Raw genomic sequence first — 21,814 nt, 5'->3', positions numbered from 1 at the left:
CAACAGGGTTATCTCTTCGTTTTTTCCAACATAGCCAAGTTGCTGCCGTCAGGAGCCAGTTGGTAAACGTTTGGCCCTGGGTACCTCAACAACTTGCCACGAAATTAACCCTGCAGCGGAGTTGGCATCCGGAACTGGCCATCGGGGTCAGGCTGCATAACAATGATCCGCACAACGGCCGCCAATGGTATGGGCCCAAACACGTGTGCAAAGTACTGCCCGCGGCTTTCGGCCCACTCCCGCTTTACCACCACCCCAGCAGCACCTAGGGCCGCTTCGTCGAGCTCGAGCAGCACCACATCGGTGCGCCCTAGGTAGTAACGGTTGGCTGTTTCCAAGAGCTGGTGCAGCTCGGAGGTATGAATGAACCCTTCGGCCTGCAAATCGGCGCTGGCGAAAAAGCCCGTTTGCTGGGCCTGCTGCCAATCGGCTAGCTCGGCTACGCGGTAGAGCATGTAAGTTGGTTTTTGGCGTTGGCGACGTCGGCTACCTGTGCGGGGTAAAAAACAGAAGCCAGTTATCCGCCATACGCGGCGGACAACTGGCAACCATTACCTAACAACTGATTAACTAAGCTTTCCAGAGCTCGTGCTGCTGGCCTTTGCTGGTGTTGAGCACCAGGCGCGTGGGGCTGGGCAGCAGCACCAAGCGTACCTTGCCGGGGTACTTCTCCGAGTCGATCCAGACGCCGTCTTCGGCGGTGGGCTCGGGGCCGTTGGGCAAGTAGGCAGTGGGCAACAACACATCGGTATCGGAGCCCAGCTCGCCGTGTACTTTTTCCAGCGCGGCTTCCAGGAATTCGCCGTATTCCTCGTTGAAGTCGTCTTCGAGGTCGTGCAGTTCTTCCTCTACGTCGTCGTAGCGGGCGTCGCTGTAAGCGAGTTGGTGCAATTCGTGCTTTTTCTTCAGCAGAGCCGCGAGGGCTTTATTGAGGGCGTTGGTATCCATAGTCGAAAAATGACGGCGGCGCTGGTGCGCGGCTGCATTGGCAAATTTGTGAAAGATTCAAGAAAACGGAGCCGTCGGGCACAAATTACCCTGAAACAGTATTTTTACGAAAGTATTCCCGACACCCGTTTTACCACCCGACCCCCCGCTCCTGCGTATGGAAACGATGACACCGGCCGCCGCGGCCACTCCCGCTACCGCTGATTTCCTACCTCTAAACGGCACCGATTACATTGAGTTTTACGTCGGTAACGCCAAGCAGTCGGCCTATTTCTATCAGGCGGCGTTTGGGTTTGAGCTGGTAGCTTATGCCGGCCCCGAAACGGGCGTACGCGACCGTGCTTCGTACGTGCTGCAGCAAAATAAAATCCGGCTGGTGCTTACCACTTCGCTGCTCCCCGACTCCGACATTACCCAGCACGTAGCCAAGCACGGCGACGGCGTGAAGGTAATGGCCTTGTGGGTTGACGACGCGCGCAAGTCATTCGAGGAAACCACCAAGCGCGGCGCCAAGCCGGCCTTCGAGCCGTACACCATTTCCGATGCTAACGGCGAGGTTACGCTAGCGGGCATTTACACCTACGGCGAAACCATTCACACCTTCGTGGAGCGCTCCAAGTACAACGGGCCCTTCCTGCCTGGTTTTGTAGCCCGCAAGAGCAACGTTCCGCAGGGCAACCCGGTGGGGCTGCAGTACGTCGACCACTGCGTGGGCAACGTGGGCTGGGGCCAGATGAACCAGTGGGTGAAGTTTTACGAGGACGTGATGGGCTTTAAACTGCTCATCACCTTCGACGACGACGACATTTCGACGGAGTACTCGGCGCTGATGTCGAAGGTGGTGTCGAATGGCAACGGCTTCGTGAAGTTCCCCATCAACGAGCCCGCCGAAGGCAAGAAAAAGTCGCAGATTGAGGAATACCTCGATTTCTACCACGATGCCGGCGTGCAGCACATGGCGCTGATTACGCACGACATCCGGACCACCGTAACGGAGTTGCGCCGCCGCGGCGTGGAGTTCCTGACGGTACCCGACACCTATTACGACGACCTGCTTGAGCGCGTGGGCCACATCGACGAAGACCTGCAGTCCATCAAAGAGCTGAACTTGCTCGTCGACCGCGACGACGAAGGTTACCTGCTGCAAATCTTCACGAAGCCGGTAGAAGACCGCCCCACCGTATTCTACGAAATCATCCAGCGCAAAGGCGCCAAGAGCTTTGGCAAGGGCAACTTCAAGGCCTTGTTCGAAGCCATTGAGCGCGAACAAGCCCTGCGCGGCAACCTGTAATAAGGGCATTTTGCCCACGCAACAAGCCCCGGCTGCCTAGGTAGCCGGGGCTTTTTTGTGCCCGGCAAGCGCCCTACCACACAATTATGTTATTGACGAGCAGGCGACTATCCCCGTGCTTTGGCCCTAGGTAACCGCACTTACAGCTTCTATATAGGGCAAGCGCGGCCCCACATCCCGACTAATTCGACCAACCTATTTCAACCTACTCCATGAAGCAGTTTATCCGCAAAGCTTGTGTGCTTACCGTCCTAGGTACTGGCCTCAGCCTGAGCAGCCAGGCCCAGCGCGGCGGCAACTTTCTGGGCCTAACCAGCGCCGAATCAGACAAAGTATCCGTGAACCTGAATGCGCCTGCGGGCCCGTTTACCCTGGAAGCGTGGGTGTACTACAGCGGCACTGCCTTTGTCAACGGCGGTATCTTCAACACCATTATGGAGTTCGGCAACGATGCGCCGTGGTTTGGCGTGAATCAGACGGGCGAGCTGCAGGTGTACAATACCGTAATCGGCGGCACCGTACCCGTACGCACCTGGACGCACGTGGCCTACACCTGGGACGGTACCACCAGCCGCCTCTATATTGATGGCAACGAGGTAAAATTCTCCACCACTGCGCCGCCCACTACCGGCACCACCATGGGCATAGGATACCACTCGAGCGACACGGGCTGGCAAGGCTACTTGGATGAAGTGATGATATGGAACGTGGCCCGCACGCCCGCCCAAATCCAGAGCGACCGGCAAAACGGCAACAACACCAGTAGCCCGGCCCTGCTGGCCTACTTTAAGTTTGATGAAAGCACGGGGCAGGCGGCTATGAGCCAAGCCACGTTGGGCCCCCACGGGGTATTGGGCAGCACCAACGCTCCCGAACCGAACGACCCCATCTTCACCTCGGCGGTGGTAAACAGCACCCGGCCGCGCTCCGAAGTGGCCCTAGGTAAGCTGCAGCCCACTTTCCCCAACCCCGTAGTGGGGCAAGGTTCCGTCCCTTTTTCTCTTACCCGCAGTGGGCACGTGCGCTTATCGGTGCTCGATGCTACGGGCAAAGAAGTAGCTACCCTTCTTGATGAAGTAAAACCCGCAGGCAGCCATACCGCGCAGCTACCACTTGGCAACTTATCGGCGGGGGTGTATATGTGCCAGTTAACCTTTGATGGGCAGCGCCACACGCAGCGCATGGTAGTTCAGTAAACACCTTTTCTCCGTACTGGGTAAGCCCCGGCCAGCAATGGTCGGGGTTTATCCTTTTTTGATAGGTATGGTACTTTTCAGAAAATAGTGAGTGGATTTCGTGCTGCAAACGAGGGATTGTACAACGAGGCTTTATATTATTATAAGACAACATTAAACTTTATTCTGTGGAGTTCAGTATCATCAGTCATTTCTTAATACAGCTCTCCACCACTATGAAAACAGTTCTCCGCACCGCCCTCGGCATACTGCTGGGTAGCGGCCTTAGCTTCGGTGCATTCGCTCAACAAGGCGGCCATTGTTTGGGCTTTACCAGCAGCAAATCTTCGAAAGTAACCGTACCCTTGCAGGCTCCCAACGGCGCCGTAACCATGGAAGCATGGGTGTACTACACCGGCACCTCGTACTCGGGTGGCACCGGCCGGTTTACCATTATGGAATTCGGCGACGACACCCCGTGGTTTGGCATAAATAGCCAGGGCCAGTTGGAGTTGTACAACGTGGTTTCGGGTGGCCGCGTGCCAATGCGCGCCTGGACGCACGTAGCATACACCTGGGACGGCACCAACGGCGCCTTATTCGTGAACGGCACCCAAGTAGGCACCTCCACGAAAGCTCCCTGGACGCTGCCCACCGTAAACACCCTCGGCATTGGCCACAATACTGGCGACACGGGCTGGCAAGGCTACATCGACGAGGTGATGGTGTGGAAGGACGACCGCAGCGGGCAAATCCTGAACGATATGCAAAGCGGGGTAGCCACTGCGCCCGCCACGCTGCTGGCTTACTACAAATTCGAAAACGTAACGGGCCAAACCGTAGCCAACCAAGTGGCAGGCGGCCCCGTTGGCACCCTAGGTACCAGCGCCGCTGCCGACGACAGCGACCCAACAGTCGTAACGTCAGTTGTTACCAGCTCGCGCAAAAACACAGAGGCAGCACAGGCTACGCTGCAACCCAGCTACCCCAACCCTTTCCGCAACGAAACCAACATCACCTTCACGCTGCAGCGCGCCGCCCCGGTACGCCTAACCGTGCTTGATGTAACCGGCCGGCTAGTAGCCACGCTCCTCGACGAGAAACGCGCCGCCGGTACCTACACGGTGCCATTCCGCGGCTCGTTGCGCAGCGGCCTGTACCGCTACCAACTTACTACCGAGGGGCAAACCGTTTCGCGCACCATGGTGGTGCAGTAAGCTCCAGCACAGCAAAGCAAGCTACAACGGCGCCGGAGCTACTTGCTTCGGCGCCGTTGGTGTTACTACCGAGTTGCCTTACCTAGGGCTGCAGCAAGCGGTTACTGCTTATCAGACACACTTGAAGCTTGGGCAATGACACGCTGCTGCTCGGTGGTAGCTTGAACGGCCAGCTGACCACGCTCGGCAGGTGCTTGGGCAAATGCCACGGCAAAAGGCAGGGCTACGAGCAAGGCCAGCAACATAAACATGAGCAGGCTAACCAGGCGGTGAATTGTTTTCATAGCGGGTAATGGAAAAAGAACTGAACGGCGGCGGAGCAGCCAAGCCAGCATGCCTAGGCGTTGCTGCTTTGACTACTGCAAGTGCGCAAAAAACCGAACCTAGTTCAATCGCATGATAATGTGAGCTTTATCCTAATCAAGCTTCTCTGTATTCAAACTTCCTTTTTCTTTGACGTACAAACGCCACCCGAACTTTCGCATTTATGCCTCTCTCTTCTGACATCCAGCAAAAAATCAGCACCTGGCTTAGCGGCAATTACGACGACGAAACCAAGGCCGAAATCCGCCGCCTGCAAGAAGCCGGGGACGACGAAGCCCTGAGCGACGCCTTTTACCGCGACCTGGAGTTTGGCACCGGCGGCTTGCGCGGCATCATGGGCGTGGGCTCGAACCGCATGAACCGCTACACCTTAGGTATGGCCACGCAGGGCCTGTGCAACTACCTGCTGCAGCAGTTTCCGGGCGAAGAAATCAAGGTGGCCATTGCCCACGACTCGCGCCTGAACTCGCGCACCTTCGCCGAAACCGCAGCCGGCATTTTCTCGGCCAACGGCATTACGGTGTACCTATTCGAGGCACTCCGCCCCACCCCCGAGCTGTCTTTCGCCATCCGGCACCTAGGCTGCCACAGCGGCTGCGTGGTTACGGCCTCGCACAACCCCAAGGAGTACAACGGCTACAAAGTGTACTGGAACGACGGCGCTCAGGTAGTAGCTCCGCACGACAAAAACATCATCCGCGAGGTAAACGCCATCCACTCCGTGGACGAAGTGAAGTTCGCGGCCGATTCATCGCGCATTCACATCATCGGCGAAGAGCTTGACAACGCGTACCTAGGCGAGGTGGCTAAGCTGAGCATCAACCCCGATGCCATTAAGCGCCAGCACGACCTCAAAATCGTGTACACGCCGCTGCACGGCACCGGCATTACCATGGTGCCCAAGGCGCTGCAGCGCTTCGGCTTCGACAACATCCACATTGTGCAGGAGCAGGCCACGCCCGATGGCAATTTCCCCACCGTAAAGTCGCCGAACCCGGAGGAGAAAGTAGCCATGCAAATGGCCCTCGACCAAGCCAAGCAGCTCGACGCCGACATCGTAATTGCCACCGACCCCGACGCCGACCGCGTGGGTATCGGCGTGAAGAACACGCAGGGCGAATGGGTGCTCGTGAACGGCAACCAAACCGCCGCGCTGTTTACGCACTACCTCGTATCGGCCCGCCAGCAAGCCGGCAAGCTCGATCAGGAAAAGGACTACATTGTGTACACCATCGTGACGAGCGACGTGCTCGGCGACGTGGCCAAGCACTACGGCATCCGCTCCTACCAAACGCTCACCGGCTTTAAGTACATCGCCGGCATCATCCGCGACCTAGAGGCCCGCAACGAAGGCCATTACTACATCGGCGGCGGCGAGGAAAGCTACGGCTTCATGATCGGCGATTTCGTACGCGACAAAGACGCCGTTTCGGCTTGCTGCCTGATTGCCGAAATGGCCGCCGTTGCCAAAGACCAAGGCCGCACCCTGTACGAGGAAATGGTGCAGATGTACCGCACCTACGGCCTGTACAAAGAAGATCTGATTTCGCTGACCAAGAAAGGCCAGCGCGGCGCCGAGGAAATTCAGGAAATGATGGCCCAGCTGCGCCAGAACCCGCCCGCCACCCTAGGTGGCTCTCCCGTGGTGCAGCTGCTCGACTACCAGCAGCAAGTTGCCCGCGACTTGCGCACCGGCCAAGAGCAGTCCATTGAGTTGGAGCGTAGCAACGTGCTGCAGTTCCTCACCGAAGATGGCTCCAAGGTGTCGGCCCGCCCCTCGGGTACCGAGCCTAAAATCAAGTTCTACTTCAGCCTGAAGCAGCCTTTCGGCAACGGCGCCGATTTCGAGCAAGCCCAGCAGCAGCTGGATGGCCGCATTAAGCAGATCATTCAGGAAATGCAACTCCAGTAAGCAGTGTAGCATCAAACAAAAAGGCCAGCTGTATAGCTGGCCTTTTTGTTGCAGTTTATTGCTAACTAGGCAATTATAGTCGCACCCCAATACCCGGCCCCAGAAGGAAGAACCAGTCTTTCTTCGAGAGCAGGTAACCACCGCCTAGGTACAACGGGAAGGTGAGCTTAGCCTCGCGGCGCGTGGGGTACACCGAGCCCAACACCACCAACCCTAGGTCGCGGTAGGCATTAGGGTCGGAGCTGAGGTTGAAGGCGTTGATGGCCACAAAGCCCGCACCCACTTTGTACGGTCGCAGGCGGTTGATTTTTTCGGGGTGATAGAAGCTAAACTGCGCCAGCGTAGCCAGCGAAATACCGCCAAACGAGCTGTACCCGGTTTCTTTCATCCGCTTAGTAAGCAAGCCGGCCGGGAAGCTCACGTCGATGTCAAACTTGAACTTGCGCTTAAGCACCAGCTCAACCGTTTGCGTGGAAACTGGTTCGCTGTACTGCGCGGCTTGGTGGCGCACCACAACCACAATGCGGCTCCACTCGTCGAGGTCGTAGGTTTTGCGACCTAGGAGGCTGTTGAGGCTCAACGGGTCGGTGCGGCATTGTTTATCCTGGTAAAAGGCGGCGCGGGGCGAGTTGTCGCCGGGGCAGATAACCACGTTCTCGACGTTGCGAATTTCAATTAGTTCGCCTTTGCTGTTGAGCGTGCGTATTTCAAAGCTCAGAAACTGCTTGCCATAGAGCGACTTTTCGGTATCGATGCCATTTGTGTTGAAGTTGAACACCACGTCGCGGATGGTATGCTCGTACAGCACTGGGCCATTAAGGCGCGTAATCGGCCGCGACGATTCGCCGTAGCTCACCGACACAAAATCGAGCGGGTGCGGGCGCTGAAATTCGCGCACCGTAAGCGCATAGCCGGTGGGCTGCCCGGCGTTCAGAATGGTGCTCTTGCGCTTATCAAACGTTACGGGCACCTGCACCCGCAGCACTACCCTCGACTCGGTACGTACCGAGGAATCGGACGGAATTACCTGCAAATCTTCGAGGTGAAAGCGCGCTTTCTGCAGCCCCTCCCCTTCCAGGCGCACGTCCACGGTTTCGCCGGGGCTCACGTTGAGCGACGACGTCCAGTCGCCGCCGCGGTGCAGCACCTGCACGCTGGTAATGGTGGTTTTGGGCGTAATATCGAGGTTGGTGACGTACTGCGCTTGGTCGTTTTGCTTGATGTAGAGGTAGCCCTCGGTTTGGCGGTGCGTGTTGTAAGGGCGCAGGTAGCAGAGCACGCGGTCGTTGCTGAGGTACTGGCGCGTGTAGAGCTCGGCGATAAGTGCTCCGCCGGGCTCTTCCTGGTCTTCGAGGCGGTAGGTACGGCGCAGCTCAAACGCGCGGCCGTTGTCCAAAATCAGCTCCACCCCCCGGCGGCGGCTTAGGTCGTCGAGCGTAATGCTGCGCTTATCGGGCGACAAAAAGCGCAGGCGCGAGGCTTTTACTGTAAACTCCTGGCGCAGCAGTGGCAACTGGTAGCTGAGCTTGCCACCGCTCAGCAGCTGCGGGCGCTCGGTTTGCAGTCGCACACCTAGGGCTTTGCGGCCGAGCTGGTTAGGTAGCACGTGCAGGCGCAAAGTGCCGTTTTGCTCGCGCACGATGCGGTAATCGAAATCTTCGCCGCGCACCCATTCGCCGGTAGCGCGCACGTTGCGTGGGTTTGAGCTGTTCAGCTCTAAAACCTTCTCCTCGCCAACGTACAGCTCATCATCGGTGCGGCGAACAGATACCGTAGTACGTGCCACGGGCAGCAAAGGCACCACATCACGCCAAGGCTCCTGGCCCGGTGCATCGGCGGGCTGTTCCACCACCAACCGGATGAACTGGCTGCTCGTGAGGTCCTGAAATTTCAGGCGGGTGCGGTACGTGCCGTCAGCTTCGAGCGTGAGCGAATCGAGCTGCTGAAAATCAGCGGAGCGGCGCAGGCGCAAGGGTTTTTGGCCAGGCAGCTTGCTCTCAGGTAACAAGCGCAATTCCACGGTTTCATCGTCGCGCCGAAACCAGAAAAACAGTGTCGGTTCGCCTTGCACGTTCACCGTGTTCCGGCTGAGCTGGTACGAGGCCGTATCGGTGCGAATGATTACATCGCGCAGCAGCGCGCTTTGCGCTTTGGCGGTAACCGGAGTCAAGAACAACAGCCCCAACAGGGCGCCGAGCAAACGAAAAACAGTACAAAAACGCACAGTGCAGATCCCAAACGCGGCCGATGTATCCGGCCGGGCTATACGGGTGCAAAGTTCATGGCCCTGCGGCGTTGCTGCAATGAAATGCTCCTGAAAAAGTGAAAAGCATCGGCGGGCGGAACAGTTCTACTTTTCCTTTCTGATGGTTATGATAAACAACACCATCAGCCAAAATGCCGTGGCACCTAATCCAAACCACGTTACGGCTGGCAGGCCGCGATAATAAGGCATTTGTCCAGTCGGGTAATTACCAAGCAACGACAAGCCCGAGAACAACAGAAACGCTACCGCCAGCAGTGTGATTATGGTGCGCGATACCAGCTTCTCGGCGGTGCTGAGCAGCGGCGCGTAGCCCGAAAGCTGGGCCTGCACGCGCAAATCGCCTTTGGAGAGTTTGCGCACAATCTGGCGCAAATCGGTGGGCAGCGTGTACATGAGGGCCAGCAGCTGCTGCCCGGTGTACTGCAGCTCGGCACTGATGTTGCTCATGGAGTACTGCTCCAAAATCAGCCGGCGGCCATAAGGGCGCACAAACTCAAAGGTGTTGAAAGCCGGGTGTAGCACCTTGCCAATGCCTTCGAGGATTACCAACGCCCGCAAAATCAAGAACACCGAGCCGGGCACTTGCAGCTTGTAGCGGTAGATGACACCTTGCAGGCGCTCGGCTAGGGCGCTCATGCTCATTTCCTTCACATCGAGCCCAGTAAAGTCGTCGATGAGCTGCTGCAACTCGGCCTCGAAGGAGCGCATGTCGCGGATATCCGAGGTAAGGGCTAGTCGCCGGAAGTTGAGTGCCATGCCGCGGGCATCTTGTTGCCCCATGCTAATGAACACGCCCGCAAACGCGTACTTCTGCTGCTTAGTAAGGCGGCCCACCATGCCAAAGTCGATGAGCACAATGCTGCCATCGGGGCGCACCAGCACGTTGCCGGGGTGCGGATCGGCGTGGAAAATCCCGAACTCGAAAATCTGCGTCAGGTAAATATCCATGCCGGTTTCGGCCACCGTGGCGGGGTCGAGGTTCCAGCGCAGCAACTGGTCTTTATCAGTGATTTTACAGCCGCTGATAAACTCGATGACGAGCACCTTGGCCGTGCTGAGGTTGCGGTGCGGCTCGGGCACGTAAAACGTGTGGTACTCGGCGTAGAGCTTGCGGAACTGCTCCATGGCCCGCGCCTCCGAGGTGTAATCGAGCTCCTGCATCATGCTGCGCTCGAAGGCCTCCACAATGTCCTGCGGGTTGCTGATGCCTTGGCGGCGCAAGTAGCCACCGGTTAGGCGCACCAGCTCGCGCAGCAAGCTGAGGTCGGTGGTGATTTTGTCGCGCGCATCGGGGCGCTGCACCTTCACCACCACCTCGTCGCCCTCTATCAGGCGGGCGCGGTGCACCTGCCCAATGGAGGCCGAACCTAGGGGCACGTCGTCGAACTCGCTGAACACCTCCTCGATGGGGCGGCCCAGCTCCTGCGCCACAATTTGGCGGGCCACGGTACTGTCGAAGGGTGGTACGCTGCTCTGCAGCTTGGCAAATTCATCAACCAAGGGCTGGGGCAGCAAATCGGCGCGGTTGCTGAGCACCTGCGCCAGCTTGATGAACGTGGGGCCCAGCTCCTCTATAACCATGCGCACTCGCTCCCACCGCGACATCTCGAATACCGACTGCGAGCCGTGCTGCCAGCTGCGGCGCTGCCGCTCGGGCACCAGCCGGCGCAGTGCGGTGGTGGTTACGGCATCTTCGAAGCCATAGCGCAGCAGCACCTCCACCACTTGGCTAATGCGACCGAGGTTGGTAATCGTGTTTTTGAACATTGTCGCCAAAATCGGAAAAAATCGGGCGCGGTCCAGTTGCTATTGCGCAAAAGAAAGCCCCGCCGACCTAGGGCCGGCGGGGCTATGCAAGTGCATGTGCAAACTTATGCGTTGTCGGTAGCGGTAGCAGCGGTGCTGCCGGTAGCAGCCGAAGTGCTCGATTTCTTGCTCGAGCTGCTTTTGCTACCGCCCGTAGCGGCTTTTTTAGCAGGAGCAGCAGTTGTCGTGCTTTCAGCTTTTTTAGCCGTAGTGCTCTTGGTTTTGCTGGCCGTGGCCGTGGTGCCCGAAGCTTTGGTAGCGGTGCTGGCGGTTTTGCTGCCGGTGCCCTTCACGGCTTTCTTCAGCTCTTCCACCTCCGAGTTCGAAGCTACACCCATGCCCTTCATCACGCGCTTGGCAATGCTGTTGATTTGGGTTTCGAACTCCTTGCGCTTGGTGTCGGTGTTTTTCTGCAGCTCATTCAGGATTTTCTGCCCCTCTTTTTGCGAGAGCTTGTTTTCCTGCACCAGCTGGTTGATAGTGTCCTGCACCCGGTCGTTGGTGCGCGAAACAAACCCAACGCCAGCGTAGATGAACTTCTTAAACAGGTCTTCCATGACTTGAGAAATGGTTGAGGTTAACTAAAACCGGCGCGGCTGGTGAGGCAAACCCAAAATAGTATGCATGCCGACTACCTGTCACAAACCTACGAAAAGGTAAATATTCGCGGATGATTGAGCACCAATTTTTTGCATGATTTTTCTCAACCATTAGCTCGTGTATTTGGCGCCAGCTAAGCCGCCGCTCTGGCCACCGTCCGAACGGCTTTTGGCCGACGTGCGCCTAGGTGTTTTGGGGTTAGCAATTGCCCAGCAGCGGTCTGGGCGCGCCACACGCCTTGCACGAAATTGGCGGCCTGCTGCAAGGCCACTTTCGCCTCGGGCACGGTGCGCCAAAACAAGTGCCACCAGTGCACCAATCCTTCGAAGGTTTGCAGGGTTACGGGCACACCGGCTGCACGCGCTTTTGCAGCCAAAGCCAGAGTATCGGGGTACAGCAATTCGCCATCGGATACTTGCAGCAGCAACGGCGGCAAATCGTGCAGCTCGGCAAACAAGGGCGAGAGCATGGGGTGCGTAAGCGGGGTGTTGCCGGCGTACTGCTGACCCCATGCTTTTATTTCGAGTGCCTCCACCAGCTTGGCCTCATCGGGCAATTTGCCCGAGTTGTAAGCGGCGCCACCTGGTATGGCTAGGTCGCTCCAGGGCGAAAGGCACAAGGCAGCTGCGGGCTGGGGCAAGCCAGCTTCGCGCAGGTGCAGCATCAGGGCCAGCACCAAACCGCCACCGGCCGAGTCACCAGCTAAAATGATATCCTGTGGGCGGTAGCCTTGGCTGAGCAGCCATTGCCAAGCGGCGGCGGCATCGTGCAACGCGGCCGGAAAAGGGTGCTCGGGCGCTTTGCGGTAATCGGCCGATAGGGCGCGCAGGCCGCAGTGCTGCGCCAAGGCGCCAATAAAACCACGGTGCGTGTTGAGGGAACCCATTACATAGGCGCCCCCGTGCAGGTACAGCAGCACGCGGCTGCGGTCGGCGCCGTCGGGCTCAATCCACTCGGCCACCACGCCGGTAGTGCCCGTGTCGGCCCGCTCGAAGTGCACATTCCAAGGCATAAACTGCAGCAGGGTGCTGAGCTCTAGCCCTAGGCGCAAGGTATTGATGGTAGGCCGCCGACGGGCAATGGGCCCGGCTGCTGCCGAAAGCAAGGTTTTGACCAGCTGATGCTGAAAGGAAGGCATGGGAAGAAAAAGCAGGTGGGTAGCGCAGGGCGGGCGAGCAGACCAGCTATGCGGGCCTGCATTCGAAGAGCTTAACTGACTAATAATTAACTCGAAACTGCGCTTGTGCACTCAAAAGCAAACGCTATCCTGAGTACGCAACCCGCTCGTGTTGAGTTGAAAATATAGTGCTTTTGGAGGGTATTGTACTCTCCCGCGTTCTTAGAAATTTTCTACTAACAGCCCCTCCCTGCTTACATGCAGCCGCTACCGCTGGCCGGGTAGCTTTTGCCCAATGCGGTTTTTGTAGTATCCCCGGATAGCTATGGGTATCCAGCCCAGGATCGGTATAAAGAAATTAATAACAAACGGGTTACGCCACAGCAGCCGCATCGTGGTACCAAAACCCATGAGCTTCAGGCGAAAATGCTTACGCCCCTTCTTGGAATATTGCCTTTCGAACTCATGAAACAACATGGGCCAGAATGGCGGCAGAAAGAACGGAAAGTAGCGCCAGTTTTGCTTGATGCGCTGCCACAGCTCGCCCAAGCAGTAGGGTTGCTGCCCGTAGCGTGCCACGGCGTCATCAAGCTCTAGCTGCATCTGTTTCTGCACGCGCTCGGCTAGGTCTACAAAGTCTTCGCGGGTAAGCTCGTCGAAGGGTTTATCTACCCAATCGGCGGGGCGTATGCGGCTACCTAGCACAAAGGTGAGCTTGGCCGGAAAAGCCATGTAAAACATCCAGGGCTGCAGGATGATGCCGATGAGCAGCAGCGTAACGGGCAAAAACGGAATGCCGATTTTCTTGCTCAGGTTGTTGAGCCAATCCCAGCTGTAGGCGCCGGGGTTGAGGTACTCGCCGTTGACGGTGGAAAACAGCACCAAATCGGTGTTGTGCTGAATACTGAGGCGCACGATGCTGCTAGCCAAGCGCTGCAGTTGGTACTTACGGTTGAACCCCTTGCCGATGCCGGGCACCCCCTCGGGGTACAGCATCAGGTTGTGTTCGTTGTAGTACATCATCGTCTCGAAGTTCAGCGTGGTGGCATCCACACAGCCGGCCCGCTTCCAGAAGTCGCGGAGCAGGAAGGGGTTCATCAGGGCCGATTGGCTGAGCAAGGGCGCCGACAACGGCCGGGGCAAATCGGACTCGTGCGGTACGCGACGGTAAAGGTGCGAGAGGGCCACAATGGCGTCCCAGGGGAAAGCCATGCCCGAGTGGTTGGAGCAGAAAATGAGCGGCCGGTGCGGGTTGTTGCGCTCGGGGTAATTTTCCTCGAAGCCGACCAATTCGGAACGAAACCAGACGCGGTCGAGCAGCTGCAGGATGTTTTCGTCGAGGGCCCGCACGAAGTCCTGGTCGTAGTAATCGTAGTAGATGTGCTGATTGGCCCGAATGGCGGCCGAGTTGGGCGGCTGGGTAGAGGCTGCAGGTACGGTGGCCGAGGACATCGGAACGGGGGCACTACGAAGCTGGTGGAAGCCCCCGTGGGCTCCGGGGTTGAACCCAAGATACGCGTTTGGCCGATTCCTGATCATGGCGCCTCAAATCTGCCGTTTCAGGGTGATGCGCGCCACGTAGATTTCGCCGTCGGGGCGGCGCAAGAAGAGCATCAGCTCGCGGCCATCGGCCGAGTGAAGCAGGCGGCTGAGCTGGGTAAGCGAAAACGACTCGGCCGGCGCCAGGTTCAGCGACAAAATCTCGTCGCGCGGCTTGATTTTGGCCTTGTCGGCCGGCGAACCGGGCTCCACGCGCTGCACCACGTAGCGGCGGTACTGCGGCCCGGTGGCCAGCAGCTCCAGGCCGCACATATCGTGCTCAAACGGGTCGCGATACAAGGCGTTCGGCTTCAGCCACAGCTTATTGTGCGGATAATCGATGATAACGTTGAAGCGTTTGAGCAGTTCGAAGCCCACGTTGCCGTTGCGCGGTACCTCCACTTTCGCACGCACGGCCTGGTCGTCGGGGAAAGAAGTGATGAGTGACGTGAGGTAGTAGCGCCCCAAGCGCATGCCGCGCACGCGCCCCAGGTAGCCGTGCACATCGCCACTCAGGCCGCGCCCTAGGTGGGTGCGCAGGCGCTTGGGCGGCAGGGTGAGGCGGGCGTCGGAGCCGGTTTCGATGGATAGCGCGTGGCCGGCGCCAGTGTCCAGAATCAGCTTCAGCGGGATGCGCACCGAGTCGTTGAGCGCTACCTCCGTGTTGATGTAGGATTTGTCGCCTTCGATATCGAGGGGCAAGTACGTCCAGCGGCGGCCCCGCGGCGCCTGAAAACGGGCAGGGTCGTACAGGATAAGCATCTGGTCTTCGGCATCTACCTCCACCACAAAACTGCGGAACACATCGGCCCCCAAGATGCCGTGTATGGGCTGGCCCACGTAGCTCGAGAGGTCGAAAATATCGTCGGAAAGCAGCAGAAACGTGATGCTAGGCGAAGAAGCTTTGTCGCCGAGCTGCACGCGTACGCTGTCGGTCTGAAAAGCGACCAGCGGCGCCTCCTCCCCTACGCCGGCTACCAAAAAACGCTGCCCCAGCCGCAAACCCAGCGAATCGCGCAGGCGCGGGTCGGTAATAAGCGAAGTGCCCACGCCCGTATCGAGCATGAAGTAGTAGGGCCCGCGGCCGTTGAGCATTACAGGCACTACAATAAGGTTGCGCTGCAGCATAAACGGCATGCGATACTTGGGGCTTTTGCTATGGGCTAGCCGAAAAGGTACCGTTTGCGCCACGCCAGCCCTAGGTGCCCATGCCCCCACTACCAAACCCACCATTAATGCCAGCACCCAAAGCCGCACGCGGCCAAGCAACGGACAACGACACGGGCTTGACGAGGCCATGGGGCTGATGAATTTGAGCGAAATAAGATACAAAATTTTCCGCCCCGCAACCACATGTTTTAGTTAGGCTGCTCCCAACTCGCTATCGGGTTGTAGTGCAAATGGCCGCCAGCCACCTGCAGCGGGCTGGCCACGTTGTTGTGGTAGAGTTGGCCAGTGCCCAACCCCTGTGCAAAATCGCCCACGGGGTACTCGGCCGTGTACTGGCTGATGGCGTTCAGGCCCACATTCGACTCCAGGGCCGAGGTCATCCACCAGCCAATGTTGCGCCGGGTAGCTTCGGCAATCCACTGCCCCGCAGCGGACAAGCCGCCCAGCAGCGTGGGCTTGAGCACCACGTAGGCGGGCTGCACCTGCTCGAGCAACATGCGCTGCTGCCCTAGGTCGGTTACGCCAATCAGCTCCTCATCGAGGGCGATGGGCACGGGCGAGGTGCGGCACAGCGCGGCCAAGGATTGCCACTGCCCGGCTTTTATGGGCTGCTCGATGGAGTGCAACGCAAACTCGGCCAATTGCTCGAGCTTGCGCTGGGCATCGGGCAGGGCAAACGCGCCGTTGGCATCCACACGCAGCACCAGCTCGGCGGGGCTGGCAACCTGGCGGATGCTGCGCAGCAAGGCCAACTCCGTTTCGAAATCAATGCCGCCAATCTTCATTTTCAGGCAGCGGTAACCGTCGGCCAGTTTTTTCCGAATTTGCTCCTGCATGAACGCGGCATCGCCCATCCATACCAAACCGTTAATGCGTACACCTGCTTCGCCGCGGCTGAAGGCGTTGTCGAACAGCTGATGGCGGCCGCCGCGCTGGTAATCGAGCAGCGCCGTTTCGAGGCCGAAGCGCAACGCGGGCCATTCGGGCTCCACCAGCTGCAGCCAGTTGGCGGGTACCTCGGCAAGCTCTAGGTGGTTGAATTCCTCGCACAGGCGCTGCAGGCGCGTCTCAAAATTGGGGCGGTAATCGGGGCTGAGCCCGGCCAGCGGCGCCGCTTCGCCAATGCCTTCAATGCCCGCCGCATCATCCGAGAGGTGCAGGTACCAGGCTACGTGCTCGGTAAGCGCCCCGCGCGAGGTGCGGGCCGGAAAGTTGAAGCGCAACGCGCGGTGCGAGTAACGAAGACGCAAAGCCATGAGTGCAGGCAAATGTGGGTGGCTCCAAAAGTAGGGTGCCCCGCCGCAGCCGCCAAAGCAGCCACGGCGGGGCACCACCTAGGGGCATGTTGCTTAGTCGACTACCGGGCCGGTAGTGGCCTCCGGGTCGCGGTTGATGGGCGAGCCGGGTTGCTGGCCGTCGCGGTTTTGCTCGGTGACGCTGCCTTGGGGTTGGTTGTTGGCCAAGCCACCTAGGGCATCGGCCGACACGTCGAGGTCTTCGCCGCGCTGCAGCTTTTCGCGCTCCATGGCATCCACCAACGAATCGTTGATTTGGTCGCTCATGCCGCTGCTGCTCTGGCTGCCGGGCGTGTTCTGCTCTATTTTATCCTCGCACAGGTTCTGCTGCTGCGAGTTGGGCTCCTGTTGCTCTGCCATAATTGTCGGGAGTGTAGTTGAACATCGGGTGCTGATGGGCATACGCCAATTCGGAACCCAACGGTTGCGCAACTGCCCCTGCAAACCGGGGCCTGCAGGGGCAGTTGGCAGTTTTGTACGTAGCCACCTAGGGCTTAGCCATTGCGGCGGTTGCCGCTGGAGGCGTTTTGGTCGCTTTGCGTACCCATGCCGCTGCCGGTGTCGCCACCGCTGCGGCTTTCGCCGCCTTTCTGCGTGGGGCTGGTACCGAAGTTGCCGGGGCGGCTCTGGTTTTGGCCTTCGCCTTCGCGGTTTTGGCCCATGCCGCTCGTCATGGTGGTATTTACCTGATCCTCGAGGTCATCGCCGCGGTCGGCGCCTACGTGCATCTGGCTCGGAATGCCCGACACCCCGCTCTGGATGGAGCTGTTCTGGTCGGTGGAGCCCATGTGCTGCGCCTGGTCCGACGACTGGATGCTTTGTTTATCGCCTTGGTTTTGCGGTGCGTTTGGGTCGTTCTGGCTGCGTTTGCCTTGCTGATTATTAGCCATGGGAAATGCGGTTAGGTGATGGTTGTGATACACAAATGCGGCCCCGATGCCAGGCGCTGCCGCAGCCGGATGCCGCAGTTGCCACCTAGGCGGGCGCCGCACCAACGGCGGCCCTAAGCGGGCCAGTCGAGAGCCTTGCGGCGGGCTTTTGTGTACGCCCACCCCTGCCCAGGGTTGAGTTTTGCCAAGTATTTTCTGGATATATTTATCAGCCACTACATACATAAAATCAGATATTTAACCCCAACAATCAGCCGGTATTCGGCTTATGTACTAAGCCTTAACTAGCCGCATTCTCGTAGCTAGCCCACGTTTTCTGCTTCCGCCGCTTATGCCCACTGTTGCTGCTCCTGCCCCACTTTCGGTTATGGCCGCCATTACTGCTGCCGAACGCTATGCCGCCGTGCGTACCCAAACCGAGGCGCTGTGCCGCCCCTTGCTGCCCGAAGACACGGTAGTGCAGCCTATTATTGATGTGAGCCCGCCCAAGTGGCACCTCGCCCACACCACTTGGTTTTTCGAAACCTTTCTGCTGAAGGAGCACCTGCCCGGCTACCGCGTGTACCACCCGCAGTATGCCTACCTCTTCAACTCGTATTACAACTCGCTGGGCTCGCGCGTAAATCGCGCCGACCGCGGCACCATTTCGCGCCCGCCGCTGGCCGATGTGTACGCCTATCGGGCCTACGTTGATGAGCACATGCAGCAACTGCTTGCGCCCTACCGTGCCGTAGCCGATGCCCCGTTTGCCGAAGTGCTGGAGCTTGGCCTGCAGCACGAGCAGCAGCACCAGGAGCTACTCGTTACTGATATTAAGTACATCCTCAGTACCAACCCATTGGCGCCCTCCTACTGGGGCGAGCAGAACGTAGTTGTACCCACCACGGCCGCCGCGCCAGCTCCAGCCTGGCTGCAAGTACCCGGCGGCCTAAGCACCATTGGTTACCAACCCGAAACCGGCGACCCGTCGGGCTTCTGCTTCGATAACGAGCTTGGGGCGCACACGGTGTACGTGGAGCCCTTTCAGGTGCAAAACCGCTTGGTCACCAATGCCGAGTACCTGCAGTTTGTGGAAGCCGGTGGCTACGCCGATTTCCGGTACTGGCTGGGCGAAGGCTGGGATTTGGTGCAGCAACAAGGCTGGCAAGCGCCGCTGTACTGGGTGCAACAGCCCGACGGCAGCTGGCACCGCTTTACGCACCACGGCCTGCAGCCCCTCGACCCCGCCGCGCCCGTTACGCACATCAGCTTTTACGAGGCCGATGCCTACGCGCACTGGGCCGGTGCCCGCCTGCCCACCGAGCAAGAATGGGAAGTGGCGGCCCGGCACTTTGCGCCCGAGGGTATGGCGGGCCAGTTCCTGGAAAGCAACCGCTTCGACCCGGCGCCTGTGCCTGCCTCTGCCGACCCGACGCAGTGCCACCAGCTGCTCGGCGACTGTTGGGAGTGGACGTACTCGGCCTACCACCCTTACCCCGGTTACCAGAAAGCACCCGGCGCGCTAGGCGAGTACAACGGCAAGTTTATGATCAACCAAATGGTGCTGCGCGGGGGCTCGTGCGCCACGCCCCTTAGCCACATTCGGCTCAGCTACCGCAACTTCTTCCACCCCGATAAGCGCTGGCAGTACACCGGCATCAGGCTGGTGAAATAGCCATTCGCTGCCCTTGTTTGTTATTGGGTGCCCGCCACCTAGGGTGCGGGCTTCTTACCACTCCTTCTGCCGCACCATGCCCATCACCAATACTGCCCCTCCGGAGCAAGCTCAATCTGCAACTATGGCCGCTGGCGCCGCACAAACCGCCGATCCAGCCTTGGCGCAGCACGTGCTCGAGGGGCTAAGCCGGCCGCAGCGGGCGTTGTCGTCTATGTATTTCTACGACGATGCCGGCAGCCGCTTGTTCCAGCAGATTATGGAGCTGCCGGAGTATTACCCCACGCGCACCGAGTTTCAGGTGCTTACGCAGCACCGCGCAGCTATTTGCGCTTCCTTGGTGCCCGAAAACCAAGCCGCTTTCCATTTGCTGGAGCTTGGCGCCGGCGACGGGCTGAAAACCAAGATCTTGCTGCGCCAGCTGCTTGAGGCCCAGGCCAACGTGGTGTATGCCCCGGTTGATATTTCGGCCTCGGCGCTGGAGGGCTTAGCCAGCAGCCTGCGCCACGAAATGCCCACGTTGCAGGTGCAGCCCCTAGTAGCCGAGTATGCAGCGGCTCTGGCCCAAATGCGCACGCAGGCGGGGCGCAAAGCGCTGCTGTTCCTAGGTTCCAACATCGGCAACTTTCACCCCGAAGCCCGGCAACAGTTCCTGGCCGCGCTCAGCAAGCAGCTCACCCCTAACGACCGCCTGCTTATCGGATTTGATCTGCAGAAAAACCCGCGCCAGATTCGCGCTGCTTATGACGACGCCCAGGGCGTAACGGCTGCTTTCAACCTGAACCTGCTCACCCGCCTTAACCGTGAGCTGGGCGCCGATTTCGACCTAGGGCAGTGGGAGCATTTCACCGACTACGACCCGCAAGTGGGCGTAATCCGCTCCTACCTCGTAAGCCGCCGGGCGCAGCAGGTGCATGTGGCCGCTCTAGGGCGCAGCTTCGCGTTTGCGGCCTGGGAAACCATTCACACCGAAAACTCCTACAAGTTCACGCTGCCCCAAATCGAGGCCCTGGGTGCGGCCGCCGGGTTGGCGGTGCAGCAGGTGTTCACCGACGAGCAAAATTGGTTTGCCGACGTGCTCTTCGCTCCGCATAGATAACCAAGCGCTTAGCTCCTACGTCTAGTCATCAGCCGCCTGCCGCCCGGCCCGCTCGCCACCTAGGGAGCGGGCCGGGCGGTTACCTTTGTGGTTCGCTTACTCGATTTGGTTATGGCTCTGGCTTCGTTGCGCCCGCACATTCGTCCTACTCTGTTGCTTGCTTACCCCGTAATGCTGAGCCAGTTGGGCCACGTGCTCGTGAACGTAGTCGACAGTATGGTGGTGGGCCACACCGGCACCGTGCCGCTTGCGGCGGTATCGTTGGGCGTTAGCGTTACCACCTTGCTGATGGTGTTGGGCATGGGCCTCTCGATGGGCATTACGCCCTTGGTAGCCGCAGCCGATGGCCAGCGCGACATTGCCCGCCTAGGTCAGCTGCTTACGGGCGGCGTAATCATGAGCACGTTTGCGGGGGTGGCGTTGGCGGGCCTGGGCTGGCTGATTACGCCTTTGCTGAGGTACCTCAACCAACCGACGGAGGTAGTAGCGCTGGCCGCTCCGTGGGTGCGCGTCATGTTCCTTTCGCTGATTCCGCTGATGGTGTTTCAGGGCTTCCGCCAATTCGCCGAAGGACTGGGCCTCACGCGCCAGGCCATGATATTGTCGGTACTGGCCAACGTGATAAACGCCGTGCTGTGCTACGCCTTTGTGTACGGCCGCTTAGGTGCTCCCAACCTGGGCATGATGGGCGCCGCCTGGGCCACCCTAATTGCCCGCGTTATCATGGCGGCCCTCATGGCGGCGTACGTACTGCGCGCCGAGCGCCTGCGCCCCTACCGCGAGGCCATCGTAAGCTGGCGGCCCGAGTGGCACATTCAGCGCCGCCTGCTCGATATCGGCCTGCCCATTGGAGCACACCTGGTGTTTGAAGTAGGCGCGTTCAGCGTTTCGGCCATCATGGCCGGCTGGCTGGGGGCCAGCACCCAGGCGGCTCACCAAATTGCCATCAACGTGGCCTCGGTAACGTTTATGGCCGTGAGCGGCGTGGCCACAGCGGCTACCATTCGGGTGGGCAACCTTCGCGGCATTGGCGACATGGCCGGCGCACGCCGAGCGGGCTTTACGGCCTACCTGCTCACGTTTGGCTTCATGGCTACCTGCGGGCTGCTGCTGGTAATAGCCCGCCACTACATTCCGCTGTTCTACAACTCCGACCCCGCCGTGGTAGCCCAAGCAGCTAGCTTGCTGCTGATTGCGGCTTTGTTCCAGATTTCCGACGGCCTGCAGGTAGTAGGTCTAGGTGCCTTGCGCGGGCTCGAAGACGTGAAAGTGCCTTCGTTGGTAGCCCTGCTCTCCTATTGGGTGGTAGCGCTGCCGCTCAGCTACGTGCTGGGTTTTTGGCTTAACTGGGGTGCGCAGGGTGTTTGGGTGGGCCTGCTAGTGGGTCTTTCGTCGGTAGCTGCTATCTTATTACGCCGCTTCGCCCGCGAAACGCAGAGTACCACCGTGGCCGGCTCGGCAATGAACGAAAGTGCCGTGCTCGCGCGTTAGCGCGGCAGTACGTAGCTTCG

The 21,814-nt window shown here is 59.4% G+C and carries 19 protein-coding genes; 7 read left to right on the top strand and 12 right to left on the bottom strand.

From position 1 onward, the window contains the following. Positions 1–104: 104 nt before the first annotated feature. Together ASU33_RS07695 and ASU33_RS07690 are read right to left on the bottom strand one after the other, a co-directional pair. Positions 105–455, bottom strand: coding sequence for a DUF952 domain-containing protein (locus tag ASU33_RS07695; protein WP_059069881.1), 351 nt, complete (start codon positions 453–455; stop codon positions 105–107). A gap of 115 nt (positions 456–570) precedes the next feature. Beyond that, positions 571–948 carry a hypothetical protein gene (locus tag ASU33_RS07690; protein ID WP_059069877.1) on the bottom strand — a complete coding sequence of 126 codons (378 nt, stop codon included), beginning with the start codon at positions 946–948 and terminating at the stop codon, positions 571–573. Between the two features lie 157 nt (positions 949–1,105). Here ASU33_RS07690 and hppD point away from each other — a divergent pair, with 157 nt between their 5' ends. From hppD to ASU33_RS07675, 3 genes are all read left to right on the top strand, one after another. Further along, the gene (gene hppD / locus ASU33_RS07685) at positions 1,106–2,239 is read left to right on the top strand and encodes a 4-hydroxyphenylpyruvate dioxygenase (RefSeq protein ID WP_078062963.1); all 1,134 of its coding nucleotides are present in this window, start codon (positions 1,106–1,108) and stop codon (positions 2,237–2,239) included. A 212-nt stretch (positions 2,240–2,451) separates the two neighbouring features. Next, entirely contained in the window at positions 2,452–3,435 is a 984-nt protein-coding gene (locus tag ASU33_RS07680) for a LamG-like jellyroll fold domain-containing protein (protein ID WP_059069873.1), read from the top strand. Positions 3,436–3,650: 215 nt separating this feature from the next. Further along, complete coding sequence (locus ASU33_RS07675; protein ID WP_078062962.1) at positions 3,651–4,631, top strand: LamG-like jellyroll fold domain-containing protein; 981 nt, start codon at positions 3,651–3,653, stop codon at positions 4,629–4,631. Between the two features lie 101 nt (positions 4,632–4,732). Here the strand turns inward: ASU33_RS07675 and ASU33_RS07670 are convergent, their stop codons facing one another. Next, positions 4,733–4,915: a hypothetical protein gene (locus ASU33_RS07670; RefSeq protein ID WP_059069869.1), complete on the bottom strand. Its 183-nt coding sequence runs from the start codon at positions 4,913–4,915 to the stop codon at positions 4,733–4,735. Positions 4,916–5,118: 203 nt separating this feature from the next. On the opposite strand from ASU33_RS07670, the gene ASU33_RS07665 reads away from it, so the two are divergent. After that, a complete protein-coding gene (locus ASU33_RS07665) occupies positions 5,119–6,867 on the top strand; it encodes a phospho-sugar mutase (RefSeq protein ID WP_059069867.1) in 1,749 nt (582 codons plus the stop codon). 73 nt (positions 6,868–6,940) lie between these two features. Here the strand turns inward: ASU33_RS07665 and ASU33_RS07660 are convergent, their stop codons facing one another. From ASU33_RS07660 to ASU33_RS07620, 9 genes are all read right to left on the bottom strand, one after another. Then, positions 6,941–9,091 carry a hypothetical protein gene (locus ASU33_RS07660; protein WP_149867100.1) on the bottom strand — a complete coding sequence of 717 codons (2,151 nt, stop codon included), beginning with the start codon at positions 9,089–9,091 and terminating at the stop codon, positions 6,941–6,943. Between the two features lie 126 nt (positions 9,092–9,217). Then, positions 9,218–10,900, bottom strand: coding sequence for an ABC1 kinase family protein (locus tag ASU33_RS07655; RefSeq protein WP_059069863.1), 1,683 nt, complete (start codon positions 10,898–10,900; stop codon positions 9,218–9,220). Between the two features lie 104 nt (positions 10,901–11,004). Further along, positions 11,005–11,496, bottom strand: a complete 492-nt coding sequence (locus ASU33_RS07650; protein WP_059069861.1) for a phasin family protein — start codon at positions 11,494–11,496, stop codon at positions 11,005–11,007. 176 nt (positions 11,497–11,672) lie between these two features. After that, positions 11,673–12,677 carry an alpha/beta hydrolase gene (locus ASU33_RS07645; protein ID WP_059069859.1) on the bottom strand — a complete coding sequence of 335 codons (1,005 nt, stop codon included), beginning with the start codon at positions 12,675–12,677 and terminating at the stop codon, positions 11,673–11,675. 246 nt (positions 12,678–12,923) lie between these two features. Then, positions 12,924–14,108: a lysophospholipid acyltransferase family protein gene (locus ASU33_RS07640; protein WP_059069857.1), complete on the bottom strand. Its 1,185-nt coding sequence runs from the start codon at positions 14,106–14,108 to the stop codon at positions 12,924–12,926. 93 nt (positions 14,109–14,201) lie between these two features. Then, entirely contained in the window at positions 14,202–15,494 is a 1,293-nt protein-coding gene (locus tag ASU33_RS07635) for an aspartyl protease family protein (protein WP_078062961.1), read from the bottom strand. Positions 15,495–15,553: 59 nt separating this feature from the next. Continuing rightward, positions 15,554–16,621: an o-succinylbenzoate synthase gene (locus tag ASU33_RS07630; protein WP_059069853.1), complete on the bottom strand. Its 1,068-nt coding sequence runs from the start codon at positions 16,619–16,621 to the stop codon at positions 15,554–15,556. Between the two features lie 93 nt (positions 16,622–16,714). Continuing rightward, positions 16,715–17,020, bottom strand: a complete 306-nt coding sequence (locus tag ASU33_RS07625) for a hypothetical protein (RefSeq protein ID WP_059069851.1) — start codon at positions 17,018–17,020, stop codon at positions 16,715–16,717. 134 nt (positions 17,021–17,154) lie between these two features. After that, complete coding sequence (locus ASU33_RS07620; protein WP_059069849.1) at positions 17,155–17,550, bottom strand: hypothetical protein; 396 nt, start codon at positions 17,548–17,550, stop codon at positions 17,155–17,157. A gap of 331 nt (positions 17,551–17,881) precedes the next feature. Between ASU33_RS07620 and egtB the strand changes: the two genes are divergently transcribed. The 3 genes from egtB to ASU33_RS07605 all read left to right on the top strand — a co-directional run bounded on the left by egtB (position 17,882) and on the right by ASU33_RS07605 (position 21,794). After that, entirely contained in the window at positions 17,882–19,204 is a 1,323-nt protein-coding gene (egtB, locus tag ASU33_RS07615; RefSeq protein WP_149867099.1) for an ergothioneine biosynthesis protein EgtB, read from the top strand. Between the two features lie 76 nt (positions 19,205–19,280). After that, complete coding sequence (gene egtD / locus ASU33_RS07610) at positions 19,281–20,303, top strand: L-histidine N(alpha)-methyltransferase (RefSeq protein ID WP_286130434.1); 1,023 nt, start codon at positions 19,281–19,283, stop codon at positions 20,301–20,303. A gap of 111 nt (positions 20,304–20,414) precedes the next feature. Beyond that, positions 20,415–21,794, top strand: a complete 1,380-nt coding sequence (locus ASU33_RS07605) for an MATE family efflux transporter (RefSeq protein ID WP_059069843.1) — start codon at positions 20,415–20,417, stop codon at positions 21,792–21,794. The last annotated feature ends 20 nt before the right edge of the window (positions 21,795–21,814 follow it).

The sequence above is a fragment of the Solirubrum puertoriconensis genome (assembly GCF_001483135.1).
Taxonomy (GTDB): Bacteria; Bacteroidota; Bacteroidia; order Cytophagales; family Hymenobacteraceae; genus Solirubrum; species Solirubrum puertoriconensis.
This window is presented reverse-complemented; position numbering and strand designations above follow the sequence as displayed.

What these genes read in the sequence shown, in the direction of transcription:
- ASU33_RS07695 (WP_059069881.1), bottom strand. Translation starts at nt 455, where the DNA reads ATGCTCTACCGCGTAGCCGAGCTAGCCGATTGGCAGCAGGCCCAGCAA.
- ASU33_RS07690 (WP_059069877.1), bottom strand. Translation starts at nt 948, where the DNA reads ATGGATACCAACGCCCTCAATAAAGCCCTCGCGGCTCTGCTGAAGAAA.
- hppD (WP_078062963.1), top strand. Translation starts at nt 1,106, where the DNA reads ATGGAAACGATGACACCGGCCGCCGCGGCCACTCCCGCTACCGCTGAT.
- ASU33_RS07680 (WP_059069873.1), top strand. Translation starts at nt 2,452, where the DNA reads ATGAAGCAGTTTATCCGCAAAGCTTGTGTGCTTACCGTCCTAGGTACT.
- ASU33_RS07675 (WP_078062962.1), top strand. Translation starts at nt 3,651, where the DNA reads ATGAAAACAGTTCTCCGCACCGCCCTCGGCATACTGCTGGGTAGCGGC.
- ASU33_RS07670 (WP_059069869.1), bottom strand. Translation starts at nt 4,915, where the DNA reads ATGAAAACAATTCACCGCCTGGTTAGCCTGCTCATGTTTATGTTGCTG.
- ASU33_RS07665 (WP_059069867.1), top strand. Translation starts at nt 5,119, where the DNA reads ATGCCTCTCTCTTCTGACATCCAGCAAAAAATCAGCACCTGGCTTAGC.
- ASU33_RS07655 (WP_059069863.1), bottom strand. Translation starts at nt 10,900, where the DNA reads ATGTTCAAAAACACGATTACCAACCTCGGTCGCATTAGCCAAGTGGTG.
- ASU33_RS07650 (WP_059069861.1), bottom strand. Translation starts at nt 11,496, where the DNA reads ATGGAAGACCTGTTTAAGAAGTTCATCTACGCTGGCGTTGGGTTTGTT.
- ASU33_RS07645 (WP_059069859.1), bottom strand. Translation starts at nt 12,677, where the DNA reads ATGCCTTCCTTTCAGCATCAGCTGGTCAAAACCTTGCTTTCGGCAGCA.
- ASU33_RS07640 (WP_059069857.1), bottom strand. Translation starts at nt 14,108, where the DNA reads ATGTCCTCGGCCACCGTACCTGCAGCCTCTACCCAGCCGCCCAACTCG.
- ASU33_RS07635 (WP_078062961.1), bottom strand. Translation starts at nt 15,494, where the DNA reads ATGGCCTCGTCAAGCCCGTGTCGTTGTCCGTTGCTTGGCCGCGTGCGG.
- ASU33_RS07630 (WP_059069853.1), bottom strand. Translation starts at nt 16,621, where the DNA reads ATGGCTTTGCGTCTTCGTTACTCGCACCGCGCGTTGCGCTTCAACTTT.
- ASU33_RS07625 (WP_059069851.1), bottom strand. Translation starts at nt 17,020, where the DNA reads ATGGCAGAGCAACAGGAGCCCAACTCGCAGCAGCAGAACCTGTGCGAG.
- ASU33_RS07620 (WP_059069849.1), bottom strand. Translation starts at nt 17,550, where the DNA reads ATGGCTAATAATCAGCAAGGCAAACGCAGCCAGAACGACCCAAACGCA.
- egtB (WP_149867099.1), top strand. Translation starts at nt 17,882, where the DNA reads ATGCCCACTGTTGCTGCTCCTGCCCCACTTTCGGTTATGGCCGCCATT.
- egtD (WP_286130434.1), top strand. Translation starts at nt 19,281, where the DNA reads ATGCCCATCACCAATACTGCCCCTCCGGAGCAAGCTCAATCTGCAACT.
- ASU33_RS07605 (WP_059069843.1), top strand. Translation starts at nt 20,415, where the DNA reads ATGGCTCTGGCTTCGTTGCGCCCGCACATTCGTCCTACTCTGTTGCTT.